Origin of the sequence: Chryseobacterium ginsenosidimutans (assembly GCF_024807225.1) — a bacterium.
Taxonomy (GTDB): domain Bacteria; phylum Bacteroidota; class Bacteroidia; order Flavobacteriales; family Weeksellaceae; genus Chryseobacterium; species Chryseobacterium ginsenosidimutans.
Map to the genome: position 1 here is coordinate 3,380,286 of NZ_JANUCO010000001.1, position 16,581 is coordinate 3,396,866.

The window sequence follows — 16,581 nt, forward strand, 5'->3', positions numbered from 1 at the left end:
GTTATTTAATGATTTTCGACGTACTTATGAAAATTGTTCAGGATCGCGTACCAACCGTCTCTTTGCATTTCCACAGAGTTTTGTTTTTCGGGATCGAAAGCTATTTTAACATTCGTTGTCTTATCATCAATTGCATTGAAAATAATGTCAACGTTTCTGCCATCTTCCAAATGGTATTTTATTTTCTCATTGGGGATCACTTCATCATAAATTCCCTCAAAATCAAATCCGAAACTTCCATCTTTCGCTTCCATTCTGTTGTTGAATTTTCCACCTACTCTTAAGTCATTTTCGGATTTTGGACATTCCCATGTTTCGTGGGCAAAATTCCATTTCGTAATATGTTTAGGCTCGTTATAATAATCCCAAACCTTTTGTACAGGGGCTAAAATCGTAATATCAATTTTAATAGGTTCCATGAATTGTATTTTTAATAGTTGTAATGAAAGGGCAACCAAAAATTCAGTTACCCTGTTTATAATTTAGTTTAAAGATAAGATTATTTTGTATATTCTTCATTATAGTTCACCATCCAATGAACGCCATATTTGTCTTGGAAGCTCCCGAAATAGTCTCCCCAAAACTGGTCTTCAATCGGCATTTCAACGTTTCCACCTTCCGAAAGTCCTTTGAAAAGTCTATCGGCTTCTTCTTTCGATTCCGGGAAAATTGAAACATAATTATTATTTCCAACCGTCAAATTTTGTCCGAAACTCGGCACAATATCTGAAGCCATCAACAGATCTCCGCCAACTGGAAGTGCAATATGCATTACTCTGTTTTTTTCGTCGTCTGATAAGTTTTCAGTTCCGGGAGCGTTTCCCATTTTGTGAATTTCACCAAGAAATTCTCCACCAAAAACAGATTTGTAAAAAGTGAAAGCTTCTTCTGCTTTCCCATCAAAATTTAAATACGGATTTAATTTAGCCATGATATTTTATTTTTAAAAGTTTGTTTTGTTATTTAAACACAAATGATCACGAATATTTTTCACGAATAACACTAATGATTTGTGAAAATCCGTGTAAGAAATTTGTGTTATTAGTGTTTTATTTTAATGCAAAGGTTTTTGAAATGATTGAGCATATTTTTTGTTCGCAAAGGCATTCCACTCAGCGAAGGTTGAAAGCGAATTTCTTTATCCATCGAATTTGTCATTCTGACGAAGGGAGAATCTATTTTAATTTTAAATGAATTATTGGTTCAAAAATTTCTCAATCTCGTTCACTGTAAAATCAATCAATTTTTCGTCAATATTTCCTCCAAAATCAGCCATCATATAAGAACCGTGAGTTGCAGGAAGAATCATCAATTGAGAATTTTCAACCAGACGCCACATTTCAACGACGTGTTCCGGTTTCATTACATCTTTATCACCAGAAATAAACAAAGTCGGAGATTGTATTGATGTTAAAATATCTTCGCTCCAGTCTTCGAAAGTCTGCATTCTTTTGCTGTCTTTGTCGAACATATTTTCGAGCGCGGAAAAGTCGGGATTTAAGTTTAAAAAATTAATTTTTAACGGTTCAGGCATTGATTCTAAAGTCGCGTCCATCATACTTTCGAAAAAACCGTCCATCATTCCGTTTCTTTTGTAAAATGCGGATGCAACGACCAGCTTTTCTACGATTTCAGGATAAAGATGGGCAATTTGCATCACGGTATTTCCGCCGTTGCTGAATCCCCAAAATGACGCTTTTTCAATGTTTAATTCCTTCAAAAGAGCAGCAACATCTTTAGCGTCTTGCTCAAAAGTCTCGGGAATATCGCGATGTTCAGACATTCCGTGGTTTTGAAGATCGATTCCGATTAACTGAAATTTGTTTTCTAATCTTGAAATAATTTCTTTGTAATCAAATAAAATAGAACCGCCTCCTCCATGAATCAGCACCAAAGGCTTTCCGGAACCGTAGATTTCATAATACATCTTGATTCCGTTGACCCGTTTATGACCTTTTTCAACCGGATTCATAATTTAGTATTTTAAATCTTTATCAAAATCGTATTTCATTCCTTCGTAGCCCAGAATTCTACGCATTAATCCGATTTGTCCGCTCAGATAATCTTCACGACCGATACACATTCCCACGAAATTGAGAACAGTTTCCGGGAAAAAATCGATGTTCATTCCCATCGGAAAAGCTTTGTCTAATTCTTCGTCAGAAGCTTCCAGTAATTTGTTGTAAACAAGTGGTGAAATTTTATGAAAAGCATCTTTCAATTGCTGCAAATTGGGATAATTCAAATTTTCATCCAATGCTTTTCCCTGAAAGAAAAAATCTTTGAATTCAAATTCTTCATGCAGTCCGAGTACAGATCCCAATGCATAACGCATGTCGAGAAAATTCCCGACCATCCAAATGATGTGATTGGTTCTGCCTTCGATTCTTTTCAAGGCATCTTCTTCAGAAATTCCGTCGAGAACCATCAGAAAATTTTGGCTGTGACCTCGAAAAGCCGGAATTATTATTTCTAGTTTGTTTGATTTTGGTGTGTCCATTTTGGTTTTTTTTATTTTCCCACAGATTTCACTGATTTACACAGATGATTGTGGTTATTTGTGAAAATATTTGTGTGGTTTGTGTTTAATTTTCTCTCGAAGATTTTGCGGATTACGCGGATTTTTTTTGACAACCTTTTTTATTTTATTGCTCCGGGTTTTCCGAGAATTCTTCTGAGGTATCCGAATTGTCCGCTGTGGTAAATTTCGTGAAGAGATAATCCTGAAACGTCACTAATTATTGCAGGATCGATGCTTTCAAGACTGTTGAGTTTTGTTTCGAATTTATCCTGAGATTGTTTTAAATAAGATTTTAACTCTTCAAAACTTACAAATTCATCTTTTCTGTTTAAAGGGATTTCGCCTCTGTTGTAGCAGGAAAATTTTTCGTTATCCCAAACCGGTTCTTCACCCAAAACATTCAGAAAAGCATTTCTTATGTAAATTAAATGTCCTAAAATCCAATTCATGCAATTGGCTTCACCATTAGGAAAAATCATTGCTTCTTCATTGGAAATTCCGTCGATATTCATTGAAATTACTTTGTAATTACTGAATACGAGGTATTTTACAATTTCAATATCGTTGCTCATATTTTTTGGATTTTGGTGTATTTTTTATCCCACAGATTTTAATGGTGGATATTTGATTTTCTCTCGCGGATTTTGCTGATTACGCAAATTATTTGTGTAATATTTGTGTGAAAATTCGTGTTATGAGTGTTAAGATTTATTCAGTCGGCATTTGAGAAGGGTCTGCAAACATTACATTCCAGCCGTGTCCGTTGATGTCCCAGAAAGAATTATGATACATCCAGCCGTAATCCTGCGGTTCTTCGTGCTGATAAGCTCCATTCGCTACCGCAGCATTCACCACTTGATCTACTTCTTCACGAGTGTCTAAACTGATAGCCACCAAAACTTGTGTTGTATCACCTTTTGGAACCGGTCTTTCGGAAAAAGTCTGAAAAGATTCTTCTGTCAAAAACATGACATAAATATTGTCACTCATCACAACACAAACCGATTTTTCACTTGACATTTCTTCGTTGATCGTGAATCCAAGTTTCGTCCAGAATTCTGTTGTTTTCTGAATATCTTTTACCGGAAGATTAACATAAATTTGATTGATTTTCATTTTGTAATTTTTTAAAGTTTTTATTTAAATTTTGAAATTTTATGCTGTCGGAATTTTAGACATATCAGCAAACATCACTTCCCATTGATGTCCGTTCAAATCAGAAAAAGCTCTTTGATACATCCAGCCGTGATCTTGCGGTTCACTGTATATTGAACCTCCGTTTTCGACAGCAGTTTTCACCATATTATCAACTTCTTCACGACTGTTTACTCCGATTGCCAGAAGCGTTTGAGTTGTCTTTCCTTCTGCAAGAGGTCTGTCTGTAAAAGTTTGGAAAAATTCTTCTTTTAAAAACATCGCGTAAATATGATCAGTTTTCATGATCACACAAATTGCCTTTTCATCAGAAAATTGTTCGTTGATCGAAAAACCTAATTCTACCCAAAATTCTCTCGTCTTCTGAACATCTTTTACAGGAAGATTGACATACATTTGATTGATTTCCATTTTGTAATTTTTTAGTGTTGAACTTTTAACCAAAATTACCAAGTCACAATTAAAATCTACTTGCCATAAGGCAAGATTTAAATTTTCTTTGGATGAGAAACCAATTCTTTACGAATCCTGCTTAAAGAAGTATCTGTAACTCCCAGATAAGAAGCGATTTGCTTCAACGGAGCAAATTGTATGACGTGAGGTTTTTGTTCTAAAAGATTAAGATACCGTTTTGTGGCAGAAAGAGTAAACATTTCCACAGAACGCTGCTTGTAAACGAAAAGCTGCTGCGACATCCAAGCTCTTCCCCACTCTCTGAGATTCGGAATTTTATGGAATAATTCCTGAAAAGTTTCAAAACTGAATTTCCAGCATTCGCAATCTGAAATGCAGACAATATTTTCCTGCGTAGGAATTCTCTGAAATAACGAAGAAACTTCGATAATGATTTCGTTTTCTACGAAAAAGTGCGTTGTCACCTCATTTCCATTAAAATCATTGACAAACGAACGAGCCAAACCTTTCTCCAAAATATAATATTCATTGGCAGTTTTTCCTTCTTCAAGAATAAAATCTCCTTTCTGGAAAACTACTTTTTCATGAGCCTGAAAGATCTCTTCAAGCTCTTCAGACAAGAAAAATGGAAAATCATAACAGATTTCTAAGGCTTTGTTTGTCATCAAATCAATGTTTTTAAAGTTTTTAAAAATATAATTTTTATCGGACTTGATGAAAGATTTATTAAACAAAATGATAATTTGTGGCAGATGATTTTATTGCAATCCTTTGCATACAAACGTTATAGACTGTTTATATTGATTATAAATTATTAAACATATGCTTTTATGTTATCATTCTCACGAAGGAAGAATCTTTACACGTACAAATAGGTTCTTCACTCTATTTCATTTCGTTCTGAGTGACAAAGAGCCTTTTCAAATCTATACTTTAATTGAATTCTTAAAATAATGAAAGCTGAATTGATTTTGGACCGGAAGGTTTCTGAGCATCTCCAAAAACAGTTTTCCCACCGAATCGCCATGAATTTTGTCTTTCTTCTTCAATCACTTCCTGAATATCAAAATTGGGAGTAAAATCTTTTTCTGTGGCTTCCACAATTTGATGAAGCTTACTTAAAGTCTTTAATTTATCTGAATTTCCGAGCTTTGATTTTTCAATTCCTGATTTAAGAATCTGAATGCTTTCATCATAAACTTTGGTCGGAACAGGAAACGGATGACCGTCTTTTCCGCCATGAGCAAAGGAAAATCTTGCCGGATCTTTGAATCTCGAAGGCGCCCCATGAATTACTTCGCTCACCAAAGCCAAAGACTGCATCGTTCGCGGACCGACACCTTCCAACAGTAATAAATCTTCGAAATTCTGAGGTTGCTGCTCACGAGTAACATATAAAAGCGCTCCGAGACGTCTTAAATCAACATCAGAAGCCTGAACATCGTGATGATTGGGAAGAATTAATCTTGAAAAATCGCTCATAATTTCCGCAGAATCGGTGTGAGAAATATCCAAAATTCCTTTTCTGTTTTCTGAAGCTTCTGAATCGGTAAGATTGAGAATTTGACCTCTCGAAATTCCGTTGATTCCTGTGTGAGGTTCTTCAATAAAGGATTTTATATTTTCAGAATGCCAATGATAGCGTCTTGCCGTTCCGTCGGATTCGTGCATTCCTTGTTGAACGACGCTCCAGTTTCCGTTATCCGATACAATAAAATTATGCAGATATAATTGATACCCATCCTGGATCGCCGTGTTATCGACTTTTGCAGACAATTTACTGGCTCTCACCAAATCATTTCCGTTTAAGCCTGTTTTCTCGGCAATTTGAAGAAGTTCTGAAGGCGTCTCTCTGGAAAATTTGCCTTTTCCACCACAAATATACAAACCAAGCGATTGTGAATTGGGATTAATAGAACGTTTCAAAGCACCCATCACGGAAGTTGTAATTCCGGAAGAATGCCAATCCATTCCCATCACCGCACCAAAACTTTGGAACCAAAACGGATCAGCCAATCGGCGCAGAACTTCATCTTTCCCGTAATCTGCTAAGATTACTTCAATGATTGAAAGCCCGAGAATAGACATACGCTCATACAACCACGGCGGTACTTTGCCATAGTGAAGGGGTAAATCTGCTGTTCCGGAACGTTTCATTTAATGTGTAAATTTAGTTTTATTATAATTGAATTTTGATGATTTGAATCAATGTTAAACACAAATATTTACAATAATATACTATAGAGATGCTTCGACTCCGCTCAGCATGACATCGCTACAAATTAGTCGCTAATAAAAAAACAAGATAGTATTAGATATGTCATGCTGAGCGGAGTCGAAGCATCTTATTCATTTATAAAAATTATTTAAACAAATATTAATGATTTGAATAAAACTCTAAATTCTTATGTTTCTCCACATCAAACTTTTCATTAAAAATAATCTTATTTCCAAAAGGATCATCGACGGTAAAAGCAATGGCGTTGTAAAACGTTTTTTCCAAACCGGGACGATTGTATTTGTACTTTTTGTCGATCAATTCTTTATGATAATCTGCGACCCCTTCACCCCAGATAAAAACCCTGCTTCCGGGAGTTCCGTCACCATGATGTTCGCTTAAATGAAGAGTAATATTATCCTTTTTTACCTCCATATAAACCGGAGTATTGTCTTCGAAATGATGTTCCCAGACAATCTCAAAACCGAGCCAATCAACATAAAATTCAATTGTTTTTTGATAATCGAAAATTCGGAGAATGGGAATAACTTGTTCTGCTTTCATATTAATTAAAGACTAGAGGTTAGAACTTGAATATTAGCTAAAAAAAGCCCTGCGAAACTTTCACAAGGCTTTATAAATTCTTATTTTTTGCTTATTTTAAAGCTGCTAAAGCTGCTTCATAATTAGGTTCGTTTGCAATTTCTGAAACCTGCTCTGTGTAAATAACTTTATTATCGGCATCAGTTACAATGACAGCACGACTCAATAATCCTTTCATCGGAGAATCTGTGATCGTCACTTCATTATCATCACCAAAACTGCTTCTGAAATCAGAAAGTGTTTCAACATTGCTCAAACCTTCTGCCGCACAGAATCTTCCTAATGCAAACGGTAAATCTTTAGAAACGTTGATGACAACCGTATTATCAAGAGCAGAAGCTTCTTCGTTGAATTTTCTTGCTGAAGATGCACAAGTTGGTGTATCGATGCTTGGGAAAATATTGAATACTTTTTTCTTTCCTTCGAAGCTTTCTAATGTTTTTACATTTAACCCAGAATCTACCAAAGCAAAATCCTTGATTGTAGCTCCTACTGACGGTAAAGTTCCTATTGTGTTTACTGCGTTTCCTTTTAAGGTAATATTTGACATAATTTATTTTTTAAGGTTTTTCAAATTTAATCAAAATGAAAAGGATTTTATTTCAATTAAAGGTTAAATAATTCTTAAAGTGGAAAATCTTATTTAGGTTTAATCTAAAAAAATTAAATTTTAACTAAATTTGTGGAACTAAAAAATCAAATAATAAATAACAGTATAATGTCAGACAAATCAAAAATCTATTACACACTTACGGATGAAGCTCCAATGTTGGCTACACACTCGTTTTTACCTATCGTAAAGGCATTTACAAAATCAGCAAATATTGAGATCGCTGTTCCGGATATTTCTTTGGCAGGAAGAATTTTAGCCAACTTCCCTGAGTTTTTGAATGATGATCAAAAAATCGGTGATGCGTTGGCAGAATTAGGTCAATTGGCGACTCAACCTGATGCAAACATTATCAAATTACCCAATATTTCAGCTTCTGCACCTCAATTAGACGAGGCTATCGCTGAATTACAATCAAAAGGTTTCGCAGTTCCAAATTATCCTGCAGAACCTAAAAATGACGAGGAAAAAGCAATCAAAGCTAAATATGCAAAAGTATTAGGAAGTGCTGTAAACCCTGTGTTAAGAGAAGGAAATTCTGACAGACGTGCTCCAAAAGCTGTTAAAAACTATGCAAAAGCAAATCCTCACAGAATGGGAGATTGGGCTTCTGACAGCAAAACTGATGTTGCTCACATGAACACCGGAGATTTCTACGGTACTGAAACTTCTACAACGCTGGAGAATGCAACAAAATATAAAATCGTTTTCAAAGGAAATGACGGTGCTGAAACTTTATTGAAAGATTTCGCAGGTCTTCAAGCTGGAGAAGTGATCGATTCTTCTGTAATGAATTTAAACGCTTTGAGAGCTTTTGTACAAGAAGCTATCGAAGAAGCTAAAAATAAAAATATACTTCTTTCTGCTCACCTGAAAGCTACGATGATGAAAATCTCAGATCCAATCGTTTTCGGAGCTATTGTTGAGACTTTCTTCAAAGAAGTATTTACAAAATATGCTGAGACTTTCAAGTCTTTAGATGTTAATCCAAATAACGGTCTTGCTGATCTTTTCGAAAAAATCAAAGGAAATGCTCAGGAAGCGGATATCAAAGCTGATATTGAAGCGGCTTTAGCAAACGGACCAAGAGTGGCAATGGTAAATTCTGACAAAGGAATTACGAATTTCCACGTTCCTTCTGACATCATTGTTGACGCATCTATGGCTGCTTTGGTAAGAGGTGGCGGTAAAATGTGGAACAAAGAAGGAAAAGAAGAGGATACGGTTTGTATCATTCCGGATCGTTCTTATGCAGGTTTTTATCAGTCTGTAATTGATGATATGAAAGCGCACGGAAAGCTTGATCCTACCACAATGGGTTCTGTTCCGAACGTTGGTTTGATGGCTCAAAAAGCTGAAGAATATGGTTCTCACGACAAAACTTTCCAAGCTGCAGCAGACGGAACAATTGAAGTTCAGGACGAAAATGGAAACGTTCTTCTTTCTCAAAAAGTAGAAAAAAGTGATATTTTCAGAATGTGTCAGACGAAGGATGCTCCAATCCAAGACTGGGTAAAATTAGCAGTAAACAGAGCGAGATTATCTGATACGCCTGCCATTTTCTGGTTAGATAAAGGAAGAGCGCACGACAGAGAAATCATCAAAAAAGTTGAAAAATATCTTGCTGATTACGATACAAACGGACTAGACATTAAGATTCTTGATGTTAAAGATGCCATGACAGAAACGCTAAAAAGAGCAAGAGAAGGAAAAGATACGATTTCTGTTTCAGGAAACGTATTGAGAGATTATTTAACAGATCTTTTCCCAATCCTTGAACTTGGAACTTCTGCAAAAATGCTTTCTATCGTTCCATTAATGAACGGTGGTGGTTTATTCGAAACAGGAGCTGGAGGTTCTGCTCCAAAACACGTTGAGCAATTCTTGGAAGAAGGATATTTAAGATGGGATTCTTTAGGTGAATTCTTGGCTTTACAGGCTTCTTTGGAACATTTAGCACAAACGCAAGGGAATACAAAATCTCAGGTTTTAGCGGATGCATTGGATGAAGCAAATGCTAAATTCTTAGCGACTGACAAGTCTCCAGCAAGAAAAGTTGGACAAATTGACAACAGAGGTTCTCACTTCTATTTGGCAATGTATTGGGCAGAAGCGTTGGCAAACCAAACAAAAGACGCTGATTTAGCTGAGCAATTTGCTCCGGTTGTAGAAGCAATGTTGGAAAATGAAGAAGTTATCAATGCTGAATTAATCGGTGCTCAAGGTAAGCCTCAAAACATTGATGGTTACTACAAAACTGACACTTACAAAACGTATGCAGCAATGAGACCAAGTACCGTTTTAAATGAAATTATTGACGGAATCTAATTCTCGATTTTGTCCCGTCCTAAAAATCCGATACAGATTATAGGTCAAAAATAATTAATTAAACCAAAGCAACAACGTTTTTGCTTTGGTTTTTTGTTTTATAGGTTTTCATTTGCAATGTTTGTTGTTGGTGCATTTGGTTTGGAGTTAGGTAATGGTTTGAAAAGTGAGGACGCAATTCATTGTAAATCTCTATTGATTCATCTACTATTTTTCTTCTCAACGGTGTTTTAAGATCATATTTATCAATATCAAATTCTTGTTTTAAAATACCGTTTATCCTTTCTGCTACGGCATTCTCATAAGGATCTGAGTTTTGCGTCATACTGCATTTGATGTCGTTTCTTTCCAATATTTTTTGGTATTCGTTCGAGCAATATTGTAGACCACGGTCAGAATGGTGTATCAGCGATTCTACATTCACTTTTTTATTTTTCAAAGCTTTCTTTAAAGCAATCAAACTACTTTCTGTATTCAAATTGTCTGCAACGTGATGTCCTACGATTTTCTTGGAATAAGCATCTGTTATCAGACTTAAATAACTGGGATTTGCCCTGTTTCCAATATAGGTAATGTCTGCAACCCAAACTTGATTCGGTTTGGTGATCTGATAATCCAATATCATGTTTTTATGCTTTCTGAAGCGATGATGCGAATTTGTCGTGACGTGATAACTTCTCTTGGGAATAATCAGTAAATGATTGGCTCGCAAAATGTCAAAGAATTTATCTCTGCCAATATTCAATAATTTCAGAGGTTCTTTTAACATAAAATACAATTTCTTACCACCAATTTTTGGCTGCATTATACGCTTTTCCTTCACCAAGGCGACTACCTGCTGAGCTTTGCTAATGCGCACGGTGCTTCGTTTTAAACTTCGATAATAGACTTGTCTATCCAATCCGGACAATCCGCAGGTGAAAACTAAAGTTTCTTTTTCTGTTCTGCGGAAGTTGCTGATTGTGCGGATGCGGAGTTTTTTCGTATATCAATCTGATATTCACTCTCCGCAAGATCGATCATCATATCGAAGAAAATTGCTTTTTTATCGGCAATGTAGGCTTGGCTTTCCAGGAGTGCTTTTTGTTTTTCGAGCACTTTTACTTCAGCCTCCAATTCCATAATTCTTTGTTCAGGAGTTTTTTGCATAGAATCCGGTGTTTGATTGTCCCAATCAAAGTTACCATATTTTCTGAGCCAATTTAAAATAGTAGAACGAGATTGTATCGCATATTTCTTACGACATTCGGTAATTCCCAACTTACCAGACTCAATTTCTTTTACAATCTGAAGTTTCAAACTCAAACTGTAATCTTTCTGTGTGCGCTTTAAATAAAGCGTTTCTAAATGTTCTTTCATAACGATTCTTTTTTTTGTATCGCTATTTCAGGACTAGACATTTAATATAAATGAAAAGCTCCTTTTTTAAGGGGCTTTTTTTGTTTAAACACAAATGAGCACGAATATTTTTCACAAATGACACAAAATAAATACATCTCGTTTGTCATTCTGACGAAGGAAGAATCTATGCAAAGTATTATTTTAAGTTTTGGCTAAAGCCAATTTGATCGTCGTTTGATCTAAACGGGTTAAAGCCCGTTCCTATTGATGCAAAGCTTTGTGTTATTAGTGAAAAACATTTGTGAGCATTTGTGTTTAATTTAAATTTTATCCTCCACAATTACCTTTCTATGTTCCCTACCCCAAATAATCATCTCCTGAATAATATTTCCAAAAGTTCGGCAATAATCTGTCGCTTCATATTCAATTAAAACAGGGGTTTCCGGATAAACATTTCGTTTTACAAGCTTGTTTAATTCCATGTCTTTTAACTCTTTTGAAAGCATTCTTGTTGTGATTCCGGGGATGCTTCTTTCAATTTCACGGAAGCGTTTATTACCATTACAAATGGCATTAATAATGGGAATTCTCCACTTTCCGCCGATAAAATAAATAGTGTCTTGTAATGCTCTCAACTCTTCGTTTTGATCTCTTTCCATGTCTGCAAATTTACGTGATATAATTGATGATACTGATATACCCTGTGATACTGATTACAAAAGTATACCAATTTGAAATAACTTTGTCAAAAATTTTTAAAACATTTAAAACAATGAGTAAATTTAATAACAAATTAGCCATCGTAACAGGTGGAAACAGCGGAATCGGATACGCAACCGCAAAAGAATTAATCGCGGAAGGTGCAAAAGTTATCATCACAGGAAGAAGAAAAGAAGCTGTTGAAAAGGCGGCTGAAGAATTGGGAGCAATTCCGTTTGTGGCGGATCAGTCAGATATTAATGATATTGATTCATTAAAAACAGAAGTAGAAAATCAATACGGAAAAGTTGATATTTTATTTATCAATGCAGGAGTTACGGGAGGTTTAATTCCGATTGAAAACATGAGTATCGAGAACTTTGATCAAGTAATGAACATCAATTTCAGAGGAGCGTATTTTACACTGAATAAATTTATTCCTTTATTAAATGAAGGAGCTTCCGTTGTCTTTTTATCCTCAATTGTTGCGACGATGTATCATCCGAACAATTCGGTTTATCAGGCAAGTAAGGCTGCGCTAAATTCAATTGCAAAAACAGCAGCTGCAGAATTAGCACCTAGAAAAATCCGAGTGAATATGGTAAGTCCAGGACCGACAAAAACGGAAATCATGTCGAAAGCGGGCTTAGATGATGAAAAACTGAAAGGTATCAACGAATGGATGATCGAAGCTATTCCTTTGAAAAAAATAGGAACGGCTGAAGATGTTGCTAAATTAGTTGTTTATTTGTCTGATGACAGTGTTTCAAGTTTTATGACCGGTACAGAAATCGTTATCGACGGCGGAATGGTGTTGTAGTTGGGAGATGGAAGCTGGATGCTGGAAGTTTAATAACGTAGAAAACCTTCCCTCTTCCAACATCCAGCTTCTTTTCTCTTTAATCCTAAAAAATTCCATTTTCACCTATTGATTTGTCCGGTTCACCTAATTTCATATTCTAAAAAACCCTTCAACGAACTACTTTTGATCCATAAAAAAATCAATTATTATGGACTCAGTAAAGAATAAAAGAACCACAAAACCCATAGCCATAGTGTTTTTGGTCATTTTGGGAATCTTTGTCGTTTTACAGCTTTTCAATAAGCCATTAGAAGGAAAACCTGTTGCAAAAAAGATTGAAGCTCCGCGCGAGGTTTTAGCAATTCTGGAAAATTCTTGTTTTAATTGTCATTCAAATCAGCAAAATCTGAGTTGGTATGATAAAATTGCCCCGATTTCATGGGCGGTGAATAAAGATGTAAAAAGAGCAAAAGAAGTTCTCAACTTTTCAGAATGGAATTATTCAGCCGGAGAACATCAGGGAAAAATGTACGCTATTTTAAATATGATTCAAAGTGGAAAAATGCCGCTTCATAATTATACATTGCTTCATCCATCGGCAAAAATTACGACTAAAGACATTGATGTCATTAAAAAATATACGCTTTCATTATCAAGTATTGCTCCTGTAAAAAATATTCATCAAAACGTTGAAAGTAAAGAAAATAATACACCTTCGAAATTTCCGGTTTCGCCAAACGGCGTAAAATACACAGACGATTACAAAAACTGGAAAGTCATCAGTATGAGTACGCTTTTCGATAAATCAATCCGTGTTATTTATGGAAATGATATTGCGGTAAAAGCCATCGAAACAGAAGATTTTCATCCTTGGCCAAACGGAAGTATCGTCGTAAAATCTGTTTGGAAACAACAGGAATTACCCGACGGAGAAGTAAGAGCAGGAGAATTTGTCAACGCTCAATTCATGGTAAAAGATTCAAAAAAATATACCGATACGGAAGGTTGGGGATTTGCGAAATTTTCAGGGAAAGATCTTCATCCGACTGGAAAAACAGCATCATTTGCTAAAGAATCATGTATCGCCTGTCATCGTCAATTAGCTGAAAAGACAGGATTCTTATTTGATGTTCCGATGAAAGTAAATACAGAAAGATTAATTAAAAACCTTCAGAAATAATGAAAAAAATACTATTCATCATCATGTCAGTTTGCGCATTATTCACAGCGTGTAAAATCGATGAGCCGGATAAAGATTTACATCGTGTCGTTTTCGATCCGGGAAATTTAAAATTCATTTCGACCTCATTAAACACCAAGAAAGAAACATCATCCGCTTTGTACGGAAACCAAAAAGCACTGGAATCATTATCAAGTAAAAATAATCAACTAAAAATGGGTTCTGAGATAAAATTAGTAACCTGGAAATACCACGAAAATCCGCAATATATCGGAGGAACGATTACAGGAGAATTACTCCGTGTAGAAACCATTAAGACAGATAAAAACGGAAAAACATCTTATCAAATACAAAACACTCCAGGAACTGAAAATTTTCAACCCAATAAAGAAGAAAGGATAAAATACATCATGAGTTATAAACCCGTCGTAAGGCCTTAATAATAGTAAAAGTGAAATATGATGATCTGGAGTTGAGAAATCGGCTTCGGATTGTTTGTAAAATCAATTATGAGTGGGCAATTCACTTTAATAAGTATGTATTTTCATACATTGAGTGTTTATCTACAAAAACTCGTTCATTTTCTGTACATCATTAATATAAAGCTTTCATTTTATTAAGCTAATACAAAAACTGCCTAGTAAATATTCTAGGCAGCTACATAAACACTTAAAAAAACTCTATGCTTATTAGATTTTTGTTTGTTTTTTAATTTACTGCGATGGCGGTAATAGAATTTTCAGCCCGAGCTGTACTTGAAAAATTATTCAAAAATGCACCTGCTCCTACTCCTACAATAGGACCTTCAGCTTCAGTTTGCCCTGCAATATATTTATAGGTTTTAGGAGCACTGGAAGTATTGTTTATATAAACAACCCCGGTCTTTACATCTGCACGATGAGGACCACTTACTGAGAAAGTCATATAATTAGGTTGAGAAAGATCTCCAGATGGCAAGGCAACCTGCCCTACAGTGGTTACACTAGTCTGATCAGAAAAAGTGGTTCTTACCAACATCCAGTTATCCGGAGATATATTACCACTGGAAGTTCCCGGATCGTATCCAGAAATATCAGTATATTGACTAATGTTAATCAGCCATTTTCCTGGTGGCAAAGTAATGGTAGCTCCTGTATAATAAAAATTAGAATCACTCTCAAAAGGCAGATCGTAACCTCCTCCCATTACTCCCATGACAGCAAGGGCTTTAGGGCTCTGCCATGTTCCTAGTCCATTTGCATCAGAAGTTAATACTTTACCTTCTCCCTGCGTACCATCTACAATTTTTATGGCGCCGTTTGTGGTACCATTGTAGACTTCCAATCTTGTAGCGGGATTTGTTGTACCTATTCCTATATTTCCGGCAGGGTTGAATGTATTACCAGTAAGTCCTGTACCAAAGATAGCTCCTCCAATGTTAAGCTGGTTGCTTTCTGTTGCATTAGCTAATTGTTGGCGAGAACCAATGGCGATGTTATTAGTGGTTCCATCTTGTAGTCCACCTGCTGCTGTAAATCCAATGGCGATATTGTGAGTACCTGTCATATTAAGAGAATTCGATAATGCATTTTTCCCAATGGCTACATTAAACTTACCTGTAGTATTGAAATCAAGACTACTTGTTCCTAAAGCAACATTACCTCCTCCAGTGGTATTTGAAGTCATAGAGCTATGTCCTACAGCCACATTATTTTCTCCAGATGTAGTTTTGTTTAGACTATAAGCTCCAACCGTTGTATTATGTGTACTTAATGTATTAGCTTCCAGGGCATGGCTTCCTACTACCGTATTACTATCAAAATTACCTGCTCCTCGTCCTACGGTAATTCCATTTAAATTTAAATCTCCTCCGGTAATTTTTTTGATTATGTTAGTTGCGTCGGCTGCCTTATAGATACGCTCTCTTTCAGTATTATCGGTTTTTACCACGAAATCTACGGCATCAGTTGTTCCTACAAAGTTTGTGTCAGCAGATGTTCCGTTATTACCTAAAACAGACCAATCGCTTCCTTCATTTCCAGTCCTTAATTTCTGCCAAATATTTCCATCAAAATAAAAATATCCTATACTCGTAACGTTTATCGTTTTGGAACTCGTGTCAGCAACAGCTAAAGGTTCTGTTACATACACAAGACTAGCGTTCTGATCGGTACCATAAAGCGCATCTTTAGCTTTTAGCTCATCTCCTTTAAGTCTCGGTGCTATGATACCGTCTACCTTTGAAAGATCGGAGGGGTTTCCCGTAACATCCAAAGTAGCCTTTGGCATTACTGTATTTACGCCAACCTGGCTATACAAAAAACCAGACAATAGCATGCCTGCAGCAAAAAATAATTTTCTCATTTGTATTTGTTTTTAAGAAACAAATGTATGTGAAATTCAAAGAAAACATAAAAAAATGAAAGAAAAAATTCCGGAATTTTGTTCAAATAAAAATACAATCAATTAATAATCAAACAGTTAAAAAAAACATAAAATACTATTTCTTTTTATATAATATAATTTTTTCATAGTCTCATTCAGTGTATTATCATGAATATTTTGCGCAATATATAAAGCAAACACATTACAAGTGCAACTATTTTTTTCATTATATTATTTTATTTTATATAAAATTTACCTATATATTATTTTAATTTGTAATTTTTAGGAAACTAAAAATTATTGCAGCTATTAATTGATAGGAAAAGTCAGCTATATATCTCTAAAA

The 16,581-nt window shown here is 35.4% G+C and carries 19 protein-coding genes; 4 read left to right on the forward strand and 15 right to left on the reverse strand.

Going from position 1 to position 16,581, the window contains the following annotated elements; translation table 11 throughout:
* Nucleotides 1-5 precede the first annotated feature (5 nt).
* The 11 genes from J3D55_RS15865 to tpx all read right to left on the reverse strand — a co-directional run bounded on the left by J3D55_RS15865 (nt 6) and on the right by tpx (nt 7,461).
* Nucleotides 6-419 carry an SRPBCC family protein gene (locus J3D55_RS15865; protein WP_259132471.1) on the reverse strand — a complete coding sequence of 138 codons (414 nt, stop codon included), beginning with the start codon at nt 417-419 and terminating at the stop codon, nt 6-8.
* An 80-nt stretch (nt 420-499) separates the two neighbouring features.
* Nucleotides 500-931: a VOC family protein gene (locus J3D55_RS15870; RefSeq protein WP_259132472.1), complete on the reverse strand. Its 432-nt coding sequence runs from the start codon at nt 929-931 to the stop codon at nt 500-502.
* A gap of 264 nt (nt 932-1,195) precedes the next feature.
* Nucleotides 1,196-1,972: an alpha/beta fold hydrolase gene (locus J3D55_RS15875; protein WP_259132473.1), complete on the reverse strand. Its 777-nt coding sequence runs from the start codon at nt 1,970-1,972 to the stop codon at nt 1,196-1,198.
* Nucleotides 1,973-1,975: 3 nt separating this feature from the next.
* Entirely contained in the window at nt 1,976-2,500 is a 525-nt protein-coding gene (locus J3D55_RS15880; protein ID WP_259132474.1) for a DinB family protein, read from the reverse strand.
* A 140-nt stretch (nt 2,501-2,640) separates the two neighbouring features.
* Nucleotides 2,641-3,093 (reverse strand): hypothetical protein, encoded by a 453-nt coding sequence (locus J3D55_RS15885; protein WP_259132475.1) that lies wholly within the window; start codon nt 3,091-3,093, stop codon nt 2,641-2,643.
* Between the two features lie 136 nt (nt 3,094-3,229).
* A complete protein-coding gene (locus J3D55_RS15890) occupies nt 3,230-3,637 on the reverse strand; it encodes a VOC family protein (protein ID WP_259132476.1) in 408 nt (135 codons plus the stop codon).
* Between the two features lie 39 nt (nt 3,638-3,676).
* Nucleotides 3,677-4,087, reverse strand: coding sequence for a VOC family protein (locus J3D55_RS15895; protein ID WP_259132477.1), 411 nt, complete (start codon nt 4,085-4,087; stop codon nt 3,677-3,679).
* Nucleotides 4,088-4,164: 77 nt separating this feature from the next.
* On the reverse strand, nt 4,165-4,755 hold the full coding sequence (locus tag J3D55_RS15900) for a Crp/Fnr family transcriptional regulator (RefSeq protein ID WP_259132478.1): 591 nt from the start codon (nt 4,753-4,755) through the stop codon (nt 4,165-4,167).
* Between the two features lie 280 nt (nt 4,756-5,035).
* Entirely contained in the window at nt 5,036-6,247 is a 1,212-nt protein-coding gene (locus tag J3D55_RS15905) for a DUF763 domain-containing protein (protein WP_259132479.1), read from the reverse strand.
* A 220-nt stretch (nt 6,248-6,467) separates the two neighbouring features.
* The gene (locus J3D55_RS15910) at nt 6,468-6,872 is read right to left on the reverse strand and encodes a glyoxalase superfamily protein (protein WP_259132480.1); all 405 of its coding nucleotides are present in this window, start codon (nt 6,870-6,872) and stop codon (nt 6,468-6,470) included.
* Between the two features lie 91 nt (nt 6,873-6,963).
* On the reverse strand, nt 6,964-7,461 hold the full coding sequence (gene tpx, locus J3D55_RS15915; protein ID WP_259132481.1) for a thiol peroxidase: 498 nt from the start codon (nt 7,459-7,461) through the stop codon (nt 6,964-6,966).
* Nucleotides 7,462-7,629: 168 nt separating this feature from the next.
* Between tpx and J3D55_RS15920 the strand changes: the two genes are divergently transcribed.
* Nucleotides 7,630-9,849, forward strand: coding sequence for an NADP-dependent isocitrate dehydrogenase (locus J3D55_RS15920; protein ID WP_259132482.1), 2,220 nt, complete (start codon nt 7,630-7,632; stop codon nt 9,847-9,849).
* 58 nt (nt 9,850-9,907) lie between these two features.
* On the opposite strand, the gene J3D55_RS15925 is transcribed toward J3D55_RS15920, so the two are convergent.
* The 3 genes from J3D55_RS15925 to J3D55_RS15935 form a co-directional block, all read right to left on the reverse strand.
* Complete coding sequence (locus J3D55_RS15925) at nt 9,908-10,759, reverse strand: IS3 family transposase (RefSeq protein ID WP_310466776.1); 852 nt, start codon at nt 10,757-10,759, stop codon at nt 9,908-9,910.
* A 14-nt stretch (nt 10,760-10,773) separates the two neighbouring features.
* On the reverse strand, nt 10,774-11,208 hold the full coding sequence (locus J3D55_RS15930) for an IS630 transposase-related protein (RefSeq protein WP_259128546.1): 435 nt from the start codon (nt 11,206-11,208) through the stop codon (nt 10,774-10,776).
* A 302-nt stretch (nt 11,209-11,510) separates the two neighbouring features.
* Nucleotides 11,511-11,849 (reverse strand): winged helix-turn-helix transcriptional regulator, encoded by a 339-nt coding sequence (locus J3D55_RS15935; RefSeq protein WP_259132483.1) that lies wholly within the window; start codon nt 11,847-11,849, stop codon nt 11,511-11,513.
* A 113-nt stretch (nt 11,850-11,962) separates the two neighbouring features.
* Between J3D55_RS15935 and J3D55_RS15940 the strand changes: the two genes are divergently transcribed.
* The 3 genes from J3D55_RS15940 (at nt 11,963) to J3D55_RS15950 (ending at nt 14,311) form a co-directional block, all read left to right on the forward strand.
* Entirely contained in the window at nt 11,963-12,709 is a 747-nt protein-coding gene (locus J3D55_RS15940) for an SDR family oxidoreductase (RefSeq protein WP_259132484.1), read from the forward strand.
* 190 nt (nt 12,710-12,899) lie between these two features.
* On the forward strand, nt 12,900-13,871 hold the full coding sequence (locus J3D55_RS15945) for a heme-binding domain-containing protein (RefSeq protein ID WP_259132485.1): 972 nt from the start codon (nt 12,900-12,902) through the stop codon (nt 13,869-13,871).
* Nucleotides 13,871-14,311, forward strand: coding sequence for a hypothetical protein (locus J3D55_RS15950; protein ID WP_259132486.1), 441 nt, complete (start codon nt 13,871-13,873; stop codon nt 14,309-14,311). The genes J3D55_RS15945 and J3D55_RS15950 overlap by 1 nt, the downstream gene beginning before the upstream one ends.
* A 268-nt stretch (nt 14,312-14,579) precedes the next feature.
* On the opposite strand, the gene J3D55_RS15955 is transcribed toward J3D55_RS15950, so the two are convergent.
* Complete coding sequence (locus J3D55_RS15955) at nt 14,580-16,139, reverse strand: hypothetical protein (RefSeq protein WP_259132487.1); 1,560 nt, start codon at nt 16,137-16,139, stop codon at nt 14,580-14,582.
* Nucleotides 16,140-16,581: the final 442 nt, after the last annotated feature.

Excerpts from the sequence above, each read along its gene's own strand:
- J3D55_RS15900 (WP_259132478.1), bottom strand. The coding sequence starts at position 4,755 with ATGACAAACAAAGCCTTAGAAATCTGTTATGATTTTCCATTTTTCTTG.
- J3D55_RS15875 (WP_259132473.1), bottom strand. The coding sequence starts at position 1,972 with ATGAATCCGGTTGAAAAAGGTCATAAACGGGTCAACGGAATCAAGATG.
- J3D55_RS15945 (WP_259132485.1), top strand. The coding sequence starts at position 12,900 with ATGGACTCAGTAAAGAATAAAAGAACCACAAAACCCATAGCCATAGTG.
- J3D55_RS15905 (WP_259132479.1), bottom strand. The coding sequence starts at position 6,247 with ATGAAACGTTCCGGAACAGCAGATTTACCCCTTCACTATGGCAAAGTA.
- J3D55_RS15865 (WP_259132471.1), bottom strand. The coding sequence starts at position 419 with ATGGAACCTATTAAAATTGATATTACGATTTTAGCCCCTGTACAAAAG.
- tpx (WP_259132481.1), bottom strand. The coding sequence starts at position 7,461 with ATGTCAAATATTACCTTAAAAGGAAACGCAGTAAACACAATAGGAACT.
- J3D55_RS15935 (WP_259132483.1), bottom strand. The coding sequence starts at position 11,849 with ATGGAAAGAGATCAAAACGAAGAGTTGAGAGCATTACAAGACACTATT.
- J3D55_RS15895 (WP_259132477.1), bottom strand. The coding sequence starts at position 4,087 with ATGGAAATCAATCAAATGTATGTCAATCTTCCTGTAAAAGATGTTCAG.
- J3D55_RS15955 (WP_259132487.1), bottom strand. The coding sequence starts at position 16,139 with ATGCCAAAGGCTACTTTGGATGTTACGGGAAACCCCTCCGATCTTTCA.
- J3D55_RS15885 (WP_259132475.1), bottom strand. The coding sequence starts at position 3,093 with ATGAGCAACGATATTGAAATTGTAAAATACCTCGTATTCAGTAATTAC.
- J3D55_RS15920 (WP_259132482.1), top strand. The coding sequence starts at position 7,630 with ATGTCAGACAAATCAAAAATCTATTACACACTTACGGATGAAGCTCCA.
- J3D55_RS15870 (WP_259132472.1), bottom strand. The coding sequence starts at position 931 with ATGGCTAAATTAAATCCGTATTTAAATTTTGATGGGAAAGCAGAAGAA.
- J3D55_RS15950 (WP_259132486.1), top strand. The coding sequence starts at position 13,871 with ATGAAAAAAATACTATTCATCATCATGTCAGTTTGCGCATTATTCACA.
- J3D55_RS15890 (WP_259132476.1), bottom strand. The coding sequence starts at position 3,637 with ATGAAAATCAATCAAATTTATGTTAATCTTCCGGTAAAAGATATTCAG.
- J3D55_RS15910 (WP_259132480.1), bottom strand. The coding sequence starts at position 6,872 with ATGAAAGCAGAACAAGTTATTCCCATTCTCCGAATTTTCGATTATCAA.
- J3D55_RS15880 (WP_259132474.1), bottom strand. The coding sequence starts at position 2,500 with ATGGACACACCAAAATCAAACAAACTAGAAATAATAATTCCGGCTTTT.
- J3D55_RS15930 (WP_259128546.1), bottom strand. The coding sequence starts at position 11,208 with ATGAAAGAACATTTAGAAACGCTTTATTTAAAGCGCACACAGAAAGAT.
- J3D55_RS15940 (WP_259132484.1), top strand. The coding sequence starts at position 11,963 with ATGAGTAAATTTAATAACAAATTAGCCATCGTAACAGGTGGAAACAGC.